Here is a 16,056-nt window from a genome sequence, read left to right as displayed (position 1 = left end):
ACCCCATGAGCCAGGCCAAAGGAGCGCCCGCTTTCCCATGATGCGACCTGTTCTAGTCATCGCCGCCGCTATCGCCCTTGTGGCCTGTCAATCGAATACGGGGCGGCAAGCGAGCGGTCCCAAGCAACCGGAACTGACCGTGCCCGCCGGTGCCCAAAGTGTCCGGATCGCGGCCGGCCCGGAACAAGTCCGGGCCGCCCTGGTTCAAAGCGCGACGGAACGAGGCACGGCGGTCGTTCAGGATCAGCCGAATATGGTTGTGATGGAGCGCACCCTCACGGAAGCAAACCCCGCGCTCGACGCCGAATTCGGCCCTTCCGACAACGGCAACCGGGTCATTCGGATCAGGGTCCGGTTTACGGGCGTGGCCTGCAACACGCTGGCGGTCCAGGATCTGGCTGTTATCAACAACGCCAGGACCGCTCTTGAACAGAGCTTTGTCCTTCCAGGCAATCCAAACACCATGGAAAGCCTGCAGGGCCTCAAGAGCAGGGCGGAGATCGCCAGCGGCTGCCCCATGCTGACCGGTTGAGATCCTCGGGCCCCTTCACGGGGTCGGGGGCTTATGCGCTGGTCCGGCGCATCTGCTGACAAGTTTGGCACACACCGCGATCGACCCGACCGGGAATTGCCCTATGATGGCAGAGCTTCGGGCGCGTATTGGGCCAGGAACTCCGGGCTAGGCGGGATCGGCTTGATCACGTCGATCAGCACGCCATTCGGGTCTTCGGTGATGAAATGACGCTGGCCGAAAGGCTCATCGCGCAGTTCCAAAAGCATGGGAAGCCCGGCGTCCTTGAGCTTTTCATAGATCACATCGACATCTTCCACTTCGAAATTCAGGATCAGACCCGCCGCCCCCTGACCGCGTCCTTGCACAGGGATGGTCTCATGCGCCCGGTCGAGGATTGCCAAATTCACCTTGTCGTCTTCCACAGACTGGAGATGGACATACCAGTCTGCCTCAAAGGCTTTCTGAAATCGGAAGTGATCGATGAAAAATCGTGCGGTCTGCGGGACACGGTCGGTCATGATAACCGGATAGTACTGTGAGCATTTCATTTCGACACCTTTCTGCCTTTTGCGCCATGCCAACATTGACCTTTCACACGAGCCTCGGGTGACGGTTTGAAAGGTCATGGGGGGTTGCACTTGCCGGATCCATTTAAAATACATACCGTATGTATGTTAAAGAACATAAACATACAGGCCGCATGTATGCAAGAAGAAACACGACGCCGATCCCAAGCCGACCGAAGGGCGGATACCCGCGCGGCCCTACTGACCGCGGCAAGATTGCTTTTCTCTGAAAACGGCTACGCGGACACCAGCACGCCAGACATCGTCAAAGCCGCAAATGTGACGCGTGGAGCTCTTTATCATCACTTTGAGGACAAGGCCGCGCTGCTGCGCGCGGTGGTGGAAGCAGAAGCACAGACCGTTGCCGAGGACATCCGGCAGACCGCAGGCGCAGAAAGAAGCCCCCTGGAGGCATTTCTGTCCGGCGCGAAAGCCTACTTCAAAGCCATGCAGACCCCCGGACGGGCACAGCTTCTCCTGTTGGAAGGCCCCGCCGTTCTTGGGGTTGAGGTCATGCGAGATATTGACCTGAAAACCGGAGGAGGCACGCTTACCGAAGCCCTACGGCACGCCCAAGCTGCCGGTTTACTCGCAGATGCCCCGATAGCCCCCTTGTCAGACCTCTTGTCCGCAGCCTTTGACCGGGCAGCCCTTGCGATCGCCAATGGAGAAGACCGCGAAACCTACGAACACGCGACCGCGGTCCTCATGTCTGGCTTGTTTGACCCCTCATGAGACAGGAGGCTGCCGACACCATGCTTTCACGCGGGCGCGCCATTGGCCTGGCACATCATGAGCTTTCAAGCACTTCCTTCACCGTCGTCGCCAGTTGCTTGAGGGTGAAGGGTTTGGGCAGGAAGAAGAATTTTTCGTCCTCCGGCAGATTTTCCTCAAACGCGTCTTCCGCATAGCCCGAGACGAAAATGATCTTGAGATCGGGCCGCGTCTTGCGCAATTCCACGAGCAGCGAGGGGCCATCCATTTCGGGCATGACCACATCGGAGACAACGAGATCGATATTGCCGCCGGTCTCCTCCATCACCTCCAGCGCTTCCGTGCCCGAGCCCGCCTCGTGGACCTGGTATCCACGGGAGGCCAGAGCCCGGGCGGCGAAGGCGCGCACCGCTTCCTCGTCCTCCACCAGCAGGATCGATGCCGACCCGGTCAGATCCGCGACCTTTTCCCGCTCGGCCTCGGAAACCGGTGGTTTGACCTCTTCGACGTCGGGGATATGACGCGGAAGGAAGATGCGGAAAACCGTCCCCTGCCCCACTTCACTGGTGCAGAAAATGAAACCGCCGGTCTGCTTGACAATGCCATAGACCGTGGAAAGCCCGAGCCCGGTCCCCTTTCCCACTTCCTTGGTAGAGAAAAACGGGTCGAAAATCTTCTCCATGATATTGGCGGGAATCCCGTGCCCCGTATCTTCAACCTCGATCAAGGTATATTCGCCCGGCGGCATGCCGCGCGTGTTGTCGTACTTGGTGGAGGCGTCCTCCGACACGTTGGTGGTGCGGATGATCAGACGCCCGCCATCACTCATCGCGTCGCCGGCGTTGACCGCCAGATTCACGATCACCTGCTCAAGCTGGTTCAGATCGGCCATGACCGGCCAAAGGTCCCGGCCGTGAACGACCTGCAACTCCACCTTTTCGCCCAGCAGCCGGTCGAGCAGAATCGACAGATCGGCCAGAACGTCGTTCAGGTAGACTTTCTGGGGGCGCAAGGTCTGCCGGCGGGAAAAGGCAAGCAGCTGGCGCACCAGCCCCGCCGCGCGATTGGCGTTCTGCTTGATGTTCATGATGTCCTGAAAGGACGGGTCGGTCGGCCGGTGGCTTGCAAGCAGGAGATCCGAAAATCCGATGATAGCGGTCAGAACATTGTTGAAATCGTGGGCGACGCCTCCAGCCAGCTGGCCGATGGCCTGCATCTTCTGGCTTTGGGCGAACTGCGCCTCAAGCGCCCGCTGCTGGGTGGTCTCCAGAGCATAGACGATCGCCGCTTCCCCGTCGCCTTCCCCTTCCTGGACGGCCGAGACGTAAAACGTTGCCGAACGGGGCTCGGTGCCCTCGTGGAGCGGGATATCGATCGGCGCAATCTCGGTAATGCCGTTGGATGCGGCCGACAGAGCCTTCGAAAGGTCTTCCCGGCCACTATCGGCCACATAATCCTGGAGTTTGGATCCCTCGTCGCTCGTATCGACGGCACCGAACAGCTTCAGGAAAGGTGCATTGGTGCGCAGCACCCGGCCCTCAGTATCGAGAGAGGCAATCGCGATGGGCGTGTTGTTGAAGAAGCGGGCAAACCGGACCTCCGCCGCACGCAAGGCTTCCGAGGCCTCCTCGCCGCGCGAACGGTTCAACACGAGAGTGCGGCTGTCGCCCGGGGTACCGTTCTCACCGAACGGGACCCGGTGGAGCAAACGCACCGGCAAGCCGCGGCCCGACCGGGTAACGAAATCCAGATCGAACGTGTGGCTCTTGACCTCTCCCGCCTGTCCCTTCACCGACAAGATCAATTCCGAGCCGTCGCCGCGCACGATGTCGAACAAGGCAAGATCGCCAACTTCGAACTGGGCGAGGTCATAGCCCAGCCAATCCGCCAGGGTGGCGTTCAGATAAACAAGCTGTCCGTCGCCGTCGCAGGACAGGAACCCCGCCGGTGCATGGTCAAGAAAATTGATGACCCGCTGGAGTTCCTGAAACGAGTTTTCCTGGTCCGCGCGATCCCGGGTGATATCGGCAAGCTGCCAGACGGACAGACGGTGCTGCTGCTTTTCACGCCCGGCCGGCGCAATCACCAGCGGACGGATCGCGACGCGATACCATCTCGGGGCCCCCTCCTGTTTGCCAAGCGGGAACGGCATGCGGATTTCTTCCTGGGCCCGACGGCCCTCCCGCATGGCCTGGGACAGGCGGTAGATGGCGTCGGCGGCATCCGGGTCGCTTGAAAAGACGCGTTCGACGACCCGGATATCGGCGGCGTCCTCGGCACCCGTGATATCGGCATAAGCTTGATTGGCGTAAACAAGCCGCCCCTCCGGATCGGTGACCAGAACCCCATCGTCAAGGCCGGCCAGAAAGGAGGCGGCTACCGGATTAGCTTCGCTTGCCCGCCCGGACACTCGCAGGAAGCCGATGGCGCCGGCAAACAGGCAAAACACGCCGACAACGGCAAGAATGCCGAGCATACCCAGCACGAAGGGCTGGGCTTCCGCTTTTTCCATGAAGGCAAACGATGCGGCCGCGCCGAGCAGAGCGAACACCAGGCCGATGAGAAGCCACAGATTACCGGTCCGCTCGGGCCGGTCGATGAGCGGCGCGCTCGAGGTCCCGTCATAATCACTCATCGAATGTCACTCCCTGGCCCGAATCGTTCGACAGCCACCTCACCAGCATTCTGCCGCGATCGGACAAAAACAACGTCAACACCACCGGTCAGTGCCTCTTTGCACGGGAAGATCATTGGCCCACCTTACCCAGCGCGCCATGCCGCGCGGTTTCGCATGCGGAACACGAAGCCGATCACCTCGGCGACGGCCTTGTAATGGTCTTCGGGGATTTCCTGATCGAGTTCCACGCTTGCATAAAGGGCGCGGGCCAGAGGCGGATTTTCCACCACCGGCACCTCATGCTCCCTGGCCACCTGCCGGATCTTCAGGGCAACAGCGTCCAGGCCCTTCGCCACGCAAAGGGGAGCGGCCATTCCCTGCTCGTATTTCAGTGCCACCGCATAGTGTGTCGGGTTGGTGACAACCACGGTCGCCGAAGGCACGGCGGACATCATCCGTTTGCGCGCACGCTCCATGCGCAGCTGGCGGATTTTCCCCTTGATCAGCGGGTCCCCTTCGGTCTGCTTGAATTCTTCCTTGACTTCCCGAAGCGACATTTTCTGCTTCTTGAACCACTTGTGCTTCTGGTAGGCGAAATCGATAGCCGCCACCACGGTCATGAACGCCATCACCGCTGCCATCAGTTGCAGGACCAGAATACGGGCTTCTTCAAGCAGAATGCTGGGGTCGGCAAAGATCAGGATGTCCGCTTCATCGCGATGGGGCAGCAAGATCGCCACCATGAGCGCCGAAACCAGCCCGATCTTCACAACGCCCTTTGCGAAATTCACCAGGCTTTCGGAGGAAAACAAGCGCTTGAAGCCGGAAATGGGCGAAATCTTCGAGAGTTTCGGCTTGATCGTTTCCGTCGTGAACAGCAGTTGATGCTGCATCATGTTGCCGGCCACGGCCATAACGACCAGGGTCAAGAGGGGAAGTCCGATAATCAGGGCCAGGGATTGGCCGGTGTCACGCCAAAGCGCCTTGAGCGCGAACCCGTCCACCGGGATCTGATGCGCGTGCATGATAAAGCCCTTCAGGTGGCTCCCCAAAGCGGCGGTCATCGCGGGCGCGAACAGGGCAATCAGGATCGTGCTGCCCGCCAGTATGAACCATGTGCTGACGTCCTGCGACTTGGCGACGTCCCCCTTTTCATGCGCCTCCCTGAGGCGCTTCTGAGTGGGGTCTTCCGTTTTTTCCGACTCGTCGGTTTCATCCGCCATTTCGCCCTCCTATCCGGCGATGAACCGTCCCAGCGATTGCTGGAAATGGTCCAGGTAGAAGGTCATCAGCGTGCCGATGAGGAGCATCAGCAGCAGGAAGCCGAGAACGATGTTCACCGGCATCGCGATGAAGAAGATCTGCATTTGCGGCATCAGCTTGTTCAAAAGCCCGAGACCGAAATAAAACACGATGCCGACCACGATGAAGGGCGCGCTCATGCGCGTTGCGACCGAGAAAACATTGGCCACCGTCTCGGTGGCGATTTGCGCAAAGTCCCCCACCGGCACGATTTGGCCAGGCGGAAAAAGCGTAAAACTGTCGTGAAGCGCCGCGATCACCAGGTAATGGGTGTCGGTGACGAACACCAAGGTGATGCCGACGATTGACATGTAGTTGCCGAACAGAGCGCCCTGCTGTCCGAAATTGCTGACATCCGTGCCCAGCGCGAAGGCAAGACCCGATTGGCTGGCCATGATGACACCCGCGGTCTGCAGCGCCGTCGTGATGAGCCTGGCGCAAAGCCCGACTGCAAGCCCGATGATGATTTCGTTGCCCATGAACAGCAGAAGACGAGGCATATTTTCGGTGAGATTGTCCGGGTAGAGCGGCGCGCCGACGGGATAGAGAACCAGGGTCAATGCCAGGGCAATCGTCAATCGAAACCGGGTTGGGATCGTACTCTCGCCAAGCGCGGGCAACAACATGAGCAATGTGCCCAAACGGGCGAACATGAGCATGAAGATGGCCACGACTTGCGGAAGGAAATCGGCTTCGATCGTCATCAAGAGCCCGCTAGGATGTCGCCAGGATGAGCTCGGCGACCCGCGCCATGAACATCTCAAGCTGCTGGCTCATGAAGGGCAGTGCGACCACAAGCGTGACGAAAATGGCAATGATCTTGGGCACGAAGACCAAGGTCATTTCCTGAACCTGGGTCAGCGCCTGGATCAGGGCGATCACCAGACCAACGGCCAGACCGATCAGCATGGCCGGCGCTGACACCAGAATCATGACCCAAACACCTTCACGGGCGATATCGAGGACTTCGCCACCTGTCATCACCTGCCTCCTTGTATTGGCGCGCGCCAACTGCCCGCGCCCCATGCGTTCGCGACGAATCAGATCGGCATGCGCATGATTTCTTCATAGGCGGAGATCACCCGGTCCCGGACGGACACCATGGTTTCAAGCGCAACCTCGGTTTCGGCAATCGCGGTCACGACATCCACGACATCGGTCTTGCCTTCCACCATTCCGATCGCCTTCTGGTCCGCCACGCGGCCGGATTCGACGACAGAACCGACGGCGTCTGCCACCATCTGGCCGAAATCAACCTCAGTCGCCGGACTTGCCGGCTCGTTTTGACCGATCTGCCGCGCCAGTTGCGCGGCCGACTGGTAGGCGTTGTTTGCAATCAATGGGCTGGCCATGGCTATGGTCCTTTAGCTTTCAAAACCGGGGGCTTCAGCCCCGCAGGATATCGATGGTCCGTTGCAGCATCCGGCGGGTCGATTCGATGACGTTGAGGTTCGCCTCATAGGACCGCTGCGCCTCGCGCATGTCGGTGGTCTCAATCAGCGTGTTGACATTGGGCTCAAGCACATAGCCTTGCGCATTGGCGGCCGGATGGCCGGGCATGTAGCGCTCCTCAAAGGCGGACCGATCTTCCGAAATGCGGCCAAGCTCGACGACCTCGGCGCCCAGTTCCCGATCAAAATGGGACTGGAAGGTCGGTATCTTGCGCCGGTATGGCTCGCCGCCGGGCTCCTTCGCGGTGGAATCGGCGTTAGCGATGTTTTCCGCAATCACCCGCATCCGCCCGTTTTGAGCCTTCAGGCCCGATGCGGAGATAAAAAGCGATTTGATCATGTCCATGTCAGGGCTCCAGTGCCGGAATGAGTTAGGCGGTTTAGCCAGACCGCCCCAAAGCGGTCCGGATCAGGCCGAGGCCGCGCGAGTAAAGGGTCGTGGCGGCCTGAAAATCCATCTGGTTCTGCGTGACTTTCATCATCTGCTCTTCAAGCACCACGTTGTTTCCGTTCGGCGTCACCTCGAACATGTCCTTTTTGTCGACCTCGGCCCCTGGGGCGGCCTGCATCATCCCGGTCACATGCCCCTGATTGGTGACGACGGTCTGCAAACCGAACGACTGCCGGCCGATATGGTCCTCGAAGCTGTAGGGCTCGACTTCCTTCGCGCGATACCGCGGTGAGTCCGCGTTGGCGACATTTTCGGCAAGCACACCCTGCCGGACCTGATGCCACTGCATTTTCGACTTCAAGGCCTGAAACAGCGGGATGTCGGAGATCGCCACGGGACCCTCCATCTGGTTAACGCGTTAGGCAAACATTGCCGCCCTAAAGGTTAACGATTGGTTAACGATGATTAACGCCTCGAAACCTTTGACCACAGATTTCCGGGGAAAGTCGCCCTGTTGCTTTGCATTTTGCGAGGATATCCCCGAGCTCGGCAGGCAGAAATTGCCTCCCTCTGTTAACTTTGGGATCAGAACAGATTCGCCCGCAGCGGCGTAGCAGAAAATCGCGCCAGGCATTTCACCTCAAAAGTGCGCTCGTATGGAAGAGGACGGCATGTACAACTGGATCGAAAGCACCTTCGGCTTCACCGACGAGATTGCCAGAGCCCTGGCCTTTGGAATTTCGCTGGTTGTCGTCCTTGTCCTGTTCGCTCTGTTCATTTTCATTCTCAAACGGCTCACCGGGGGCTCCATCGCAAGCCCGCGCGGCCGGCAACCGCGCATCGCCATCATGGACGCCGCCACCATCGACACCCGCCGCAGGTTGGTGCTGGTCCGGCGCGACAATGTCGAACACCTGATACTGATCGGCGGGACCTCGGACATTGTCGTGGAACAGGGCATCGTGCGAGGAGCCCCCCTCGCCGCCACCGCGCAACCGGCGGCCCCGCAACGGACCTTTCCCGCAGCGGCGCTACCGCCGGCGGTGCCGGCGATGGATGAGCCGGTATCCGTCCCCCCGGCACCACGGGTGCCTGCACCGGAAACGGCCCAAGCCGCTCGACCCGGACCGGAACCGGACGTTTCCGCCGCACCGCAGCCGCAACTCCCAGACGCCGGACGAGCGCAACCAGACACCCGCGAAAGCGAACCGGCCTGGAACACCGGCAAAGCGGCACGGGCTGCAAGTTCCCTGATCAAGTCGGCCGCCGGCTCCTTCGGCAAACTGAACCGGCCGTCCCTGTCTTCACAGGAGCCGCCCGCCAAGCCGCAGGCTGCCTTGGAAAACAGCAGAGCCAGGTCGCATCTGCGTGCTGTCCCGCCTGCCGGGGATCAATTTGCCGAAGGGGAAGAAAGGCAAGAGGAGAGCGGGCACAGGGCGGACGCCCCCCCGTCTCAAACGGCAGGTGCGCCTGGTCAGATCCCTTCGCCGTCCGATCGGCCGGCGGCCCCATCTCCAGCAACCAGCAGAACCGTGGAGCCGCAAAAAACACCTGACCCCGCCCGTGCGCGACCTGGTCTCGTGGATGCCCTGACCCGTCCCATTGCCAGAGCGTCTTCAGCGCTGGAGAGCGCCGCGCGGCACACAATCACGCCGCCAGCCTCGGGACCGGCCGCAAAGGCAAGAACGGCATTGTTCAGCCCTCTCGCCAAGGCTCAAACGACACCGCCGGAAGCGGGCGACACGCACCAGCCGCCGAAGAACGGCGCACCTGCCGCACACGCGGACACACCCAGGCCGCTCACGAGGGTCGAGCCGGGTTTGATGGGCGGCACACGCAGATCCCCCGAGCCGCAGATCCCGTCGGCCGCCGGAACCACGGACCCTGCCGCAGGCGGGCTTGAGAGCCCTGATGCTGCGCCGATCCCCCCAAAGACCGGGCAGGAACCGGCTATGCGCTCCATTGAAAGCTCTCTGCCAGACGGCAGTCCGGCGACTGCGGAAACCGAGGCGGCGAAGCCGAATGCGTCCGGCGGTCCGGCGACCCGGCACCCGTCCGATGACACAGCAGAGCCGGCTCCGGCGCTATCCACGGTGATGCAGGACGATCCATCCCAAGCCCAGGAAACCGCGCCGGACGTCGCGCCAGCCGTCGCAAGGCCCGTTCCGGACCGGACCGTCACACCCATTCACGGAAACAAGGAAACCGCCGCTGCCCCGGCAATCAAAATGGAAAATGACCGGCCATCCGCGCATCCGGCAAACAGCCCCATCGAACGCAATCCGATCGAGGAAGAAATGGCGAAACTTCTCGACGAAATCGGCGGAAACCGGAAAACATGATCAAACATGTCTCCCGCAAGCCGGCCCGTCTCCTGCTTCTGGCCGGACTGACCGCAGGCCTCAGCCTTCTGTTTTCCGGAGCTGGTTGGGCCCAGGAAATCACACTCGGCTTTGCCGACGACGCAACGCTGACCGAACGCGCCGTTCAGCTCGTCGCCCTGATCACGGTTCTGTCGCTCGCACCATCGATCCTGATCATGGTGACAAGCTTCACAAGGATCGTGGTCGTCCTGTCCCTTCTGCGGTCCGCCATCGGGTTGCAGACGGCCCCGCCCAACATGGTGATGATCAGCCTCGCGTTGTTCCTGACCGCCTTCATCATGGCACCGACCTTCCAGATCGCGTATGACGAGGGTGTTCAGCCTTTGATGGAGGGCACGATCGAATTCGATCAAGCCTTCGAGCGGGCCGTGGATCCGTTCCGGGATTTCATGCTGTCCCAGGTGCGCGAAAAGGACTTGATGCTGTTTCAGGAACTTTCCGGTCAGGAAGCACCGCAGACACCGGAAGATCTTGCCCTCAGCACATTGGTTCCGGCCTTCATGATCAGTGAGTTGAGGCGGGCGTTCGAGATCGGCTTCCTGCTGTATCTGCCCTTTCTCATCATCGACCTGGTGATCGCATCGGTTCTGATGTCCATGGGGATGATGATGCTCCCCCCGGTCGTCATCTCTTTGCCATTCAAGCTCATTTTCTTTGTCCTCGTGGATGGCTGGAATCTGGTCGCGGGCTCGCTTGTCCAGAGTTTCGGCGGCGGATGAGCGGACCAAGGGTCAAGCAACGGCGTGCACATGGGATTTTTCGCAACCTATAGGAAAAATTAACAGCGCTAGAAGTAATATGGTCCTGTTTCGATAGCTTTTCCTGTTGGGGGATGGGGACCTGTGAGCACGCTGAGACACCGGCTGGAATCCCTGGCGCGCTTGCGCGACAAGACGGCCACTTCACGTTTGGTCCGCGAACTCGTGACCGAGTTCGCCAAGGACCGGAATGCCGGCCCAAGTCCGCTGGAGCGCGAGCTTTTTTCCAGGATTGTGTTGTTAGTCCTCGATGACCTGGACAAGGCGACACGGTTCGAACTGGTCGTTCGCCTCGCAAAGACCAGCCACATAACCAGCGAGCTCGCCGACCGCCTGACGCTGGAGGAGTTCGAACAGAGCGAACCGGTCCTGCAACACTCTCCCGTGGTCACCGATGCTGCGCTGCTCAATGCGGCACGGTTTGCCAGCGACGCCCACCGGAATGCCATCGCTCGTAGAACCGCGCTTTCAGCCAAGGTTTGTGACGCGCTGATCGCCAGGAGCTGCCAGGAAACGATCCTGCTCCTGCTGGCCAATCCATTCGCCCGTTTTTCAAATGGAGCTGTTATTGCCCTGCTGATCCATGCCGGCTCCAACCGGCATGTGTTGTCAGGCGTGGCCGCACGTGCGCTCCTCGACGCGCCATATCGGGCCGCCTTGAAAAAACTTCTCGAAGTCGGCTGCCCCCTTTTTCCGGCCCGGCTGGGCCATGCGCTCGAACAAGGATCGCTCGAGCAGTTGGCCGAGCAATGTGCCGGTACCGGCCCGGAAGACACGATTGATCATGAAGGCGTTCGCCTGTCCCGCCACGAGGCATCGATCGAAGTGGCCAATGGCGATTTGTTGTTCGACAGCTTGCTCCAGACACTGATCAGACAGGGCAGGCGGGAGGCCGCAAGCTGGCTCATGGGACGCCAGCTCGCCCTGCCCGCGGCGACCGTCGAAAGAACGCTCAGCTCCAATGCGGACGGGACGGTGATAAAACTGATGCGGGACAGCGGCGTGAGTGCGAGAACCTATCGCGCTTTTCTGGAAGCAAGCTGGGCAGGCCACCACCGAAGCGCCCGATCCATCGTAAGCCTTGTGCACAGATACCGCTCTGAACTGCCGAAACGGCAGATCGTCTATCTCTGACACCGGGCGAGACCTGGTTGAGCGGGCGATGCCCCATCAGGCGCGCGTCAAACGCTCCATATCCTAGCCGCGTCCCTGCTCGGGTTGAGCCGCGGCCTGATCGGCGGCCGGCTGGCTCGGGTTCATGTATTGGCGGCGATACTCTTCCATGAAGGTTTCGAGAGAATCGGTGTCAGCGAGACGGTTTGCAACCTCGAGGAATTCAACGCCCTGTGCTTCGATCGGGCGGGTCACGACCTCAAACGCCAGTGCTTCGGAGCTGTTTGCCATCTTGGGCATGTATTTTGTCTGCAGGCGATTAAGGCTGAGCTGATCTCCGGCCAGGGAATAGGCGATGCCCGCGCGTAGGATGTCCTGCCGTTCCAGATCGTCCAGGGGAATGTTGTCCGACCAGCGAGAGCCATGCATGGCCTCCAACTGCTCGCCGGCCTCCCGCCAACTCTGCGCCGCCCAGAAGGTGTCGGCCCGCAACCGGTCGACATCCGCGCCGCGCATGTTGCGGACAAGTTCAAGCGCAAGATCCGGCCGGCCACTCGCCGTCATCGCGCGGGCCTCGACAATGTTGCGCTGGCGTTCGAGCGTGGACGGCAACTGGGCCTGGCGGGTGCGGTTGAGAACACGCAGGGCCTCGTCAGGTTTGCGGTCAATCAGGTAGATCGCCGCGAGATCGGCCGCGATCTGGGCACGGGCCGCGCCCTTGAGCCGGTTGTCCACCTGGTGTCTCAAGAGTTCGGTGGCCTGGTCCAGCAGGTCGACCTCGACCAGACGCTTGGCCAAGAGGCGGACCATCTCGTCCCCTTCCCGGCCAATCGGGGTCATCTCACGGAAATCATAATAAAGGGCCAAGGCGCGAACCGGTGGCATTTCATCAGCTTGCCCGTCGAGGAAAAGAGCCACGAACAAGGCGTTCATTTCCTCTTGCAGAAGCCGTGTGGTGTCGGAATCCGGATTAGCCTGGACAGCGGATTTCAAAGCCTCGAAAGCTTCACGGTAGCGCCCGCGTTCCGCATAAAGCTGGGCCAGAAACCGCAAGGTCCGCAGCTCGATTTCATCGCCGCGCCACGACATCGACAGGCCGGCCAATTGATCGATGGTTTCATCCGCGGTCAGCTCGCCGTCCCGATAGCGGATGCGCAAGGCCCGGTATTCGGCCTCGGCCGCGCGCGGGCGGTCATCCGATTTCGCCACCAGATCGAAAACGGTGAGCGCCTCCTGCGACCGGCCGGAGGCATCGGCCACGCGTCCGCGCAGGATGTCGTAGCGGGCTGCCTGCGCCGCCGAGACCTCGGCCGGTTCGATTTCGGCAAGAATACTGTTGGCGCGCCCAAAGTCGTTGGATTCGACCATTGCCTGCGCGGCGGCCAGATTGAAATCGGCACGGATGGAGGGCGGATAGTTGCCGGCGACGGCCCTGCCGCGGGGCATGGCAATGCGGGCCTGCGTCCAGTTTCCGAGCGCGACATCCACGATGGTTTGCCAAACCGCGGCATCCGGACTGTTTTTCAGGTCCGGCCGGTTCAGATAGGGATAGGCCTCATGGGGCCGGCCCGCCATCGCCTGCGCGGCTCCCATCATGAGATTGAACGAGCCGTCCTCGGCCAAGGCCGGATCTTCCTCGAGAGCCAGTTTCATGAGGCCGAGCGCTTCGGGTGCGAACTGGTGCGCCAAATAGAAGCGGGACAGATCCATGAGTGGATCCTTGCGACGCCCTTCCGGCGTGCGGCTGAGCCGGTCCTGCAACTCCGTCAACCGTCCGCGATAGGTTTCAGGACCTTCCGTCGATAGCGACACGAACTCGACATAGCTTGTGTCGTTCGCACTGGACAAAGTGTTGAAGACGCCTGTTCCACCGCGCAGATGCCGGTTGGAGACAGCGAGCCCGCCATCTTTTTCAACGATGACGTCGTCGCCGAGGATTTTCACCTGGACGCCGTCCGACTTGGGGGCGACAGCCACGCCCTGCGCGGAAGACAAGGCGTCGAGATCAACGAAACTCTGGGCCTTGAGCAATCCGCGCGGGGGGCCGAAGCCCGTGACGAGCGAGATCGTGTCGCCGATGAAAGGATCTTCGATTTCACGGATCTTCTGCGGATCCTTGTAAAGGACACGCAGGATCGAGCCGCCATCGGACCGCACATTCCGCTCAAGCCGGAGCGGGATCGACGGTTCGATGATCATGTCGCCGATCACCAGCGACCAGGCGTTGCCATCGAGCCCGACCGTTGCCAGAACCGGATCATTCAGATCAATCCGGAGGATTTGGTAGTCCGCGAACTGCTGAGCGTCGATCGTGTCTGCCGTATCCGCCAACGCCGAAACCATGCCACGCGTATCGATGGTCGCATCGGTGTCGAACACCATCCATATGCTATCGTTGCGGCGGAAAATCGCGCTCGAGACCGGCTCGGAAAAGGGAAAGACGATGCGCACGGTTTGACCTATGCGCCGCGCCTCGGCGGCCACGAAATTGCGGACATCATCCGCGAAATTCTGGGGAGGTTGCTCCGGCGAGGGAACATCCAGCGGCTCATTCGCTCCGCCGCGCGCGCGCCACGCCTCTCCGGAATCGTCTCGCGGCGGCAGAACGAGGGCCGGCGGAATCTCGTTGCCCTGGCCGGCGGCAGGTTGCGGTGCGGGTGCCTGTAAAAGCGGTTCGACCGGCATCGCGGCCGGTACGGGGATATCGTCAGACGAGGATGGCGCTGCAGGCCTTGGCGGCGGCGTGATGACCGGCGCGTTGGCCGGCGGCTGATCGACAAGCGGCATGGCCCTTTGTGGAGCTTGCGCCAAGTCGACGCCGCGGCGCGCCGGTTCCGGGATCGCGGCGGTCGTCCGCGGGTCCACCGGTTCCGTTTCCGGCATCCCGTCGACGTTTCCGTCCATCTCTGCGGCGCGCGCCTGGCCAAATCCTGCGTCGCCCGGACCAGCAGCAACCGGACGGATGTCGGCCGAATTGGCGGACACGCCCCCGGACTGCGCCGGGACATCGGGACGCGCCGCCGCTTGAGTATCTTGCCCCGGGTCAACGCCCGGCGCCGAGGGGGAGACCGGGGTTTCTTCCTGCCCGACGCTTGTTCCGGCCGCCACTTGACCGGCTGTCCCGGCCGGGTCTGATCCCGGAACCGGGGCCATCGAGGCGACTTGACCGGCCTCTTGCGCCACGGCGGAGGATTGATCGTTCGCACGCGGAGGACTTGCCTCCTCCCCGGCTTCGCCGCCACCCTGGCGGACGCCGGGCGCATTGATCATGTCGGTCCTGTTCTCGCCGGAGCCGGCCGACAGCTCGGAATTGATGAGCGCGTTGGCCGGGTCGATCGGCGTCTCGCGCGGCGGCGTGATGTCAATCACATAGGTCTGGTCTTCCCGGAAGGCGCGGATGTCCACCTCCGGATCGATCCGCATGAGGAACTTCAGCTTGCCCTTGTCGAGAAAAGACGTTGCGTCGACAACACCCTTCGGCAGGTGGGCGCGAAGCTTCGACACATCGAGCTGAGCCGGATGGTTGAAGGTCACACGGATGATGTCGTTTTCACGCACGAACGCGGTGTCGAACCGGATCGACCAATCGAAAACGAGACGTGTGAAGGTCGGATGTTCCCCGATCCGCAGGGTGACCTCCGGCCCCTCCTTCGCTTTCAGTCTGGCTTGCTCAAGAGCCCGCACACGGCGCATGGCCTCTTCCGCGCGCTTGGCAAGTTCCTGAACGACATCGTCGGGAAGCCCCGGCGGGAGGCCCTGCCAGTTCAGTGGCAGGATATCGACAAACAGCTTTTCCCCGGCCTCAAGGGTATTGATCTGGAACTGCCCTTTCAGGGCGAAACGGATCGCGCTTCCGTCCGGGTCGCGGCGGGCAATCGTGATGTAATCCTCAAGGGCAAGCGGCACGTCCTCCACCTGGACATCGATCGGATCCTGAAAGGAAATTCTCAGAACACCGCCGGTGATCACCGCGTCATAGGTCGGCAGCAGCGTTCGATCCTGGAAGGTCAGGATGATCCGGCCATAACCTTGCTGCGGCATCGCTTCGAGGTTGACAGGTTCGAGAGACTGAGCCCGGGCCGGAATGCTGGAGAAGGTCCAGAGCGTGAGGATGGCAAGGACCACGGACAATACCAGGACCTCGCAGCGGCGCATCACCTGCACCCCGCGGCAAGCGGATTGCCCGCAGTCCATACGGAATTTTGTCCTGTCCGACACCTTGTTTGTCCCCGGATTGCTCCGTTCA

General features: G+C 61.4%; 14 protein-coding genes. 5 read left to right on the top strand and 9 right to left on the bottom strand.

Going from position 1 to position 16,056, the window contains the following annotated elements:
* The first annotated feature begins 37 nt into the window (after positions 1 to 37).
* The gene (locus F0184_RS03540) at positions 38 to 532 is read left to right on the top strand and encodes a hypothetical protein (RefSeq protein WP_172971973.1); all 495 of its coding nucleotides are present in this window, start codon (positions 38 to 40) and stop codon (positions 530 to 532) included.
* A 101-nt stretch (positions 533 to 633) separates the two neighbouring features.
* Here F0184_RS03540 and F0184_RS03535 read toward each other — a convergent pair whose 3' ends face one another.
* Entirely contained in the window at positions 634 to 1,062 is a 429-nt protein-coding gene (locus tag F0184_RS03535; RefSeq protein WP_150494493.1) for a VOC family protein, read from the bottom strand.
* A gap of 156 nt (positions 1,063 to 1,218) precedes the next feature.
* Between F0184_RS03535 and F0184_RS03530 the strand changes: the two genes are divergently transcribed.
* Complete coding sequence (locus F0184_RS03530) at positions 1,219 to 1,815, top strand: TetR/AcrR family transcriptional regulator (RefSeq protein ID WP_150494665.1); 597 nt, start codon at positions 1,219 to 1,221, stop codon at positions 1,813 to 1,815.
* 55 nt (positions 1,816 to 1,870) lie between these two features.
* Here the strand turns inward: F0184_RS03530 and cckA are convergent, their stop codons facing one another.
* The 7 genes from cckA to flgB all read right to left on the bottom strand — a co-directional run bounded on the left by cckA (position 1,871) and on the right by flgB (position 7,961).
* Complete coding sequence (gene cckA, locus F0184_RS03525; RefSeq protein ID WP_150494492.1) at positions 1,871 to 4,429, bottom strand: cell cycle histidine kinase CckA; 2,559 nt, start codon at positions 4,427 to 4,429, stop codon at positions 1,871 to 1,873.
* A gap of 125 nt (positions 4,430 to 4,554) precedes the next feature.
* On the bottom strand, positions 4,555 to 5,634 hold the full coding sequence (gene flhB, locus F0184_RS03520) for a flagellar biosynthesis protein FlhB (protein WP_150494489.1): 1,080 nt from the start codon (positions 5,632 to 5,634) through the stop codon (positions 4,555 to 4,557).
* Between the two features lie 9 nt (positions 5,635 to 5,643).
* Positions 5,644 to 6,417, bottom strand: coding sequence for a flagellar biosynthetic protein FliR (gene fliR / locus F0184_RS03515; protein WP_150494487.1), 774 nt, complete (start codon positions 6,415 to 6,417; stop codon positions 5,644 to 5,646).
* Positions 6,418 to 6,427: 10 nt separating this feature from the next.
* Positions 6,428 to 6,694: a flagellar biosynthesis protein FliQ gene (gene fliQ, locus F0184_RS03510; protein ID WP_150494485.1), complete on the bottom strand. Its 267-nt coding sequence runs from the start codon at positions 6,692 to 6,694 to the stop codon at positions 6,428 to 6,430.
* 59 nt (positions 6,695 to 6,753) lie between these two features.
* Positions 6,754 to 7,065, bottom strand: a complete 312-nt coding sequence (gene fliE / locus F0184_RS03505) for a flagellar hook-basal body complex protein FliE (protein WP_150494483.1) — start codon at positions 7,063 to 7,065, stop codon at positions 6,754 to 6,756.
* A gap of 34 nt (positions 7,066 to 7,099) precedes the next feature.
* Positions 7,100 to 7,510, bottom strand: a complete 411-nt coding sequence (gene flgC, locus F0184_RS03500; protein ID WP_150494480.1) for a flagellar basal body rod protein FlgC — start codon at positions 7,508 to 7,510, stop codon at positions 7,100 to 7,102.
* Between the two features lie 34 nt (positions 7,511 to 7,544).
* Positions 7,545 to 7,961, bottom strand: coding sequence for a flagellar basal body rod protein FlgB (gene flgB, locus F0184_RS03495; protein ID WP_150494478.1), 417 nt, complete (start codon positions 7,959 to 7,961; stop codon positions 7,545 to 7,547).
* Positions 7,962 to 8,226: 265 nt separating this feature from the next.
* Here flgB and F0184_RS03490 point away from each other — a divergent pair, with 265 nt between their 5' ends.
* The 3 genes from F0184_RS03490 to F0184_RS03480 all read left to right on the top strand — a co-directional run bounded on the left by F0184_RS03490 (position 8,227) and on the right by F0184_RS03480 (position 11,831).
* The gene (locus F0184_RS03490) at positions 8,227 to 9,897 is read left to right on the top strand and encodes a flagellar biosynthetic protein FliO (RefSeq protein ID WP_172971971.1); all 1,671 of its coding nucleotides are present in this window, start codon (positions 8,227 to 8,229) and stop codon (positions 9,895 to 9,897) included.
* On the top strand, positions 9,894 to 10,658 hold the full coding sequence (fliP, locus tag F0184_RS03485; protein ID WP_150494474.1) for a flagellar type III secretion system pore protein FliP: 765 nt from the start codon (positions 9,894 to 9,896) through the stop codon (positions 10,656 to 10,658). The genes F0184_RS03490 and fliP overlap by 4 nt, the downstream gene beginning before the upstream one ends.
* Before the next feature lie 123 nt (positions 10,659 to 10,781).
* A complete protein-coding gene (locus F0184_RS03480; RefSeq protein WP_172971969.1) occupies positions 10,782 to 11,831 on the top strand; it encodes a DUF2336 domain-containing protein in 1,050 nt (349 codons plus the stop codon).
* A 63-nt stretch (positions 11,832 to 11,894) separates the two neighbouring features.
* On the opposite strand, the gene F0184_RS03475 is transcribed toward F0184_RS03480, so the two are convergent.
* Positions 11,895 to 15,965: a hypothetical protein gene (locus F0184_RS03475; protein ID WP_150494469.1), complete on the bottom strand. Its 4,071-nt coding sequence runs from the start codon at positions 15,963 to 15,965 to the stop codon at positions 11,895 to 11,897.
* Between the last annotated feature and the right edge of the window lie 91 nt (positions 15,966 to 16,056).

This window comes from Roseibium aquae (genome assembly GCF_008711285.1).
GTDB classification, from domain to species: domain Bacteria; phylum Pseudomonadota; class Alphaproteobacteria; order Rhizobiales; family Stappiaceae; genus Roseibium; species Roseibium aquae.
The sequence above is the reverse complement of the archived record's forward strand: the minus strand, read 5'-3'. Positions and strand labels throughout refer to the sequence as shown.

Excerpts from the sequence above, each read along its gene's own strand:
- F0184_RS03540 (WP_172971973.1), top strand. The coding sequence starts at position 38 with ATGATGCGACCTGTTCTAGTCATCGCCGCCGCTATCGCCCTTGTGGCC.
- F0184_RS03535 (WP_150494493.1), bottom strand. The coding sequence starts at position 1,062 with ATGAAATGCTCACAGTACTATCCGGTTATCATGACCGACCGTGTCCCG.
- F0184_RS03530 (WP_150494665.1), top strand. The coding sequence starts at position 1,219 with ATGCAAGAAGAAACACGACGCCGATCCCAAGCCGACCGAAGGGCGGAT.
- cckA (WP_150494492.1), bottom strand. The coding sequence starts at position 4,429 with ATGAGTGATTATGACGGGACCTCGAGCGCGCCGCTCATCGACCGGCCC.
- flhB (WP_150494489.1), bottom strand. The coding sequence starts at position 5,634 with ATGGCGGATGAAACCGACGAGTCGGAAAAAACGGAAGACCCCACTCAG.
- fliR (WP_150494487.1), bottom strand. The coding sequence starts at position 6,417 with ATGACGATCGAAGCCGATTTCCTTCCGCAAGTCGTGGCCATCTTCATG.
- fliQ (WP_150494485.1), bottom strand. The coding sequence starts at position 6,694 with ATGACAGGTGGCGAAGTCCTCGATATCGCCCGTGAAGGTGTTTGGGTC.
- fliE (WP_150494483.1), bottom strand. The coding sequence starts at position 7,065 with ATGGCCAGCCCATTGATTGCAAACAACGCCTACCAGTCGGCCGCGCAA.
- flgC (WP_150494480.1), bottom strand. The coding sequence starts at position 7,510 with ATGGACATGATCAAATCGCTTTTTATCTCCGCATCGGGCCTGAAGGCT.
- flgB (WP_150494478.1), bottom strand. The coding sequence starts at position 7,961 with ATGGAGGGTCCCGTGGCGATCTCCGACATCCCGCTGTTTCAGGCCTTG.
- F0184_RS03490 (WP_172971971.1), top strand. The coding sequence starts at position 8,227 with ATGTACAACTGGATCGAAAGCACCTTCGGCTTCACCGACGAGATTGCC.
- fliP (WP_150494474.1), top strand. The coding sequence starts at position 9,894 with ATGATCAAACATGTCTCCCGCAAGCCGGCCCGTCTCCTGCTTCTGGCC.
- F0184_RS03475 (WP_150494469.1), bottom strand. The coding sequence starts at position 15,965 with ATGCGCCGCTGCGAGGTCCTGGTATTGTCCGTGGTCCTTGCCATCCTC.